The organism is Quyinboa mangrovi, from assembly GCF_042219825.1.
Lineage (GTDB): Bacteria > Bacteroidota > Bacteroidia > Bacteroidales > UBA5342 > JBHJHP01.
Genome location: NZ_JBHJHQ010000027.1, coordinates 1 through 2,701, shown reverse-complemented (window position 1 = coordinate 2,701; position 2,701 = coordinate 1). Strand labels below are relative to the sequence as shown.

3 protein-coding genes are annotated in these 2,701 nt (G+C 33.7%); all 3 read left to right on the top strand.

Annotation, left to right across the window (positions count from 1 at the left end; translation table 11 throughout):
* Positions 1-195, top strand: a 195-nt coding sequence (locus ACE1ET_RS20330) for a hypothetical protein (protein ID WP_375730262.1), incomplete at its 5' end; no start/stop codon positions are given.
* A gap of 10 nt (positions 196-205) precedes the next feature.
* Positions 206-970, top strand: a complete 765-nt coding sequence (locus ACE1ET_RS20325) for an energy transducer TonB (RefSeq protein ID WP_375730261.1) — start codon at positions 206-208, stop codon at positions 968-970.
* Positions 971-1,140: 170 nt separating this feature from the next.
* Positions 1,141-2,112, top strand: coding sequence for a hypothetical protein (locus ACE1ET_RS20320; protein WP_375730260.1), 972 nt, complete (start codon positions 1,141-1,143; stop codon positions 2,110-2,112).
* Positions 2,113-2,701: the final 589 nt, after the last annotated feature.

The window sequence follows — 2,701 nt, the reverse complement described above, 5'->3', positions numbered from 1 at the left end:
TTTAATTTGTGGAGCATCAATTTAAAGAGCACCCGTGAGAGAACAAAAGAAGGCACTATTTACAACACGCGGTCATACTGCATGGCAGTATTTTTAAACAAAATATTTCAACGTTCGCAGGCTGTCTCTTTTGTCCTGACAGTTCCTTTCCCCTCGGAAAGAAACTGCCACGACAGCATACCGCGGGAACGTTAGCGGTAATTTAATGAAACAGACTATATACATATTATTAACCTTAATATCATTTGGAGCATCCTGCCAAAATGTAGATTTTAATAGAGATAAAAGCATTTTGTATTTAAATTATGAACAGAAAAATGCAGAAGTCATTGCAGAAATTGATGATTTTTCAGAGTATTATCCTTTGGTTCAGGCATATTATTTTGAAGGAAAGTTGAATTTAAATCAAAAAGAAAGAATCCTACTTGAGATATATGGTGATAATCAAATAATTAGAGATTTTCCATTCACATATTCCAACATTCGGATAGATTCAATTTCTAATGATACAATTGTTCACTTTACAGTAAAGGGTCAAAGCTATACGGTTTGTCCAAACCAGACTTACGAGGACTCCATTCAAATTTTGAAGTATCAGGCTATCTTATTAAAGGACTATATTTTTGATGATAACAACAAAACAGAAAAAGAAATCCAATTTAGATTAGATGCTCCAACCGTTGCAGATACAATGCCACGTTTTAGACATGATGGGACAGATTTAGATGTGTATTTAGGCAATTATGGATTAAAACTTTGTAATGAAATATCTTCTGAAAATGCATATATACAAATTGTACTTGATGAAAATGGTTGTATCACTAACATACGGTTAAATAGACGCGTTGAAAGTGATGATGTTACAAAAAGAATTATTCAAGCATTCAATGAGATGCCTAAGTGGATTCCAGCTAAAAATGGAAACAAACCAGTTCCTATTAAAATGACATTTGAGTTAAATGAAAAATAAAAACTACCGCTAACACGCGGTCATAGTGCATGGCAGTACTTTTAAATAAAACAATTCAACGTTCGCTGCCAGCTCTTTTCGTCCTGACAGTTCCTTTCCTATCGGACAGAAACTGCCACGACACCATACCGCGGGAACGTTGTGGGCAATAAAAACGAAAACAGACTAACATGAAGAAATTCTGGAATTGGATATTAAAAAACTTATCAAATATTTTTGGTATTATAGGAGTGTGTTTGACTTTCTATTTTGGTGTATTCTATGTTCCCAACTGGATTGAAGAATCGCAAAATGAGAAAATAATTAATGCCCAAGAGAATTTGATTCAATCTGTTAAGGAGCTAATCTATTCCGACTCTATTTCCACTTTGAATGAAGTTAATGTATTAATTGAAGCTAAGGAAATAGAATTGAAACAAGCATATCCGTTGACTCCCAAACAAGTATTGGTTTGTGTGCAAGAATCATTTATGCAGGACAAATATTTACCTCTTGAAAAAAGAAAACTTTTAATCGAAGAAATTGAAATTATAAAATCCCAGATTCCGCCTGTTGAAGTAGAAAACAAAGAAGAACTAAATGAATCGAAAAGTAAATTTAATATTACAAGTCTGCTTTCAATTTTGATTTCATTAATTGGTGTTGTAGCAGGAATTATAAGCTTTTATTTAAAATTTAGAACAGATAAAGAAAAACAGGACGAAATTGATAATCAAATTGCACAGTCTGAAAACATGGCGTTCTCACGTGAAACAGGATTTGAATATGAAAAAGGAATTTTAAATATAATTCGAAAAAGAAAGGAAATTAAGATTAACAGCGACTTTACTGTTCCTTCTCATGAATTTGATATTGAGTTTGAATGTGATAATCAGTACTACTATGTTGAAATAAAATATTTTATGAGAAGTAAAGTCGGTTTGAGTTCAATTGAACGTTTTATTTCTAGCGTAAAAGGAAAAGAAGGTAATTTCTGGTTTATCTATAATACAGATTTGACCGATATGGTGAAAAGAAGAGTAGAAGCTATAAATGATTTTTCAGAAGGTAGGACTATCGAATTGATTCAAGTTCCTAATGTGAGAGACTTTGAAAAACAATTAGATAAATTACTGCCCACAACACGCAATCATAAAACATAAGCGGGACAGTGGTTTTCAAAGGTTTTACTTCTAATCAACACCGCCAAATCTAAGATTTGACGAGTTGATTTTTCAGTTACCAAATCGTAGATTTGGCTAATTAAAAACTTGAAACGTCTGCTCATTTAATTCGCTTACGTTTCATATTGCCATTCGTTGTAAATAATGCCGGGATTAGTTGTTTGATTATTTTAAAACTGGCTTCCACCCTCTTTCGGCTGAAGCAGGGAACGTTCTTTTTAAAACTGGATCATCGTTTGATTTAAACCAGGTGTCGGGTGGAATCTCAGTCTACAAAACTTTGAAGATTCATATTTTGACGCAATATCGTTTTGGGTTGATGCAATATCGTAGAGTTTTTGATTTAAATTATCCGGCCATGGGTGGCTGAATCTCATTTGATTTGCCGGAGTGTTTAATTTGTGGAGCATCAATTTAAAGAGCACCCGTGAGAGAACAAAAGAAGGCACTATTTACAACACGCGGTCATACTGCATGGCAGTATTTTTAAACAAAATATTTCAACGTTCGCAGGCTGTCTCTTTTGTCCTGACAGTTCCTTTCCCGTCGGAAAGAAACTGCCACGACA

Excerpts from the sequence above, each read along its gene's own strand:
- ACE1ET_RS20320 (WP_375730260.1), top strand. The coding sequence starts at position 1,141 with ATGAAGAAATTCTGGAATTGGATATTAAAAAACTTATCAAATATTTTT.
- ACE1ET_RS20325 (WP_375730261.1), top strand. The coding sequence starts at position 206 with ATGAAACAGACTATATACATATTATTAACCTTAATATCATTTGGAGCA.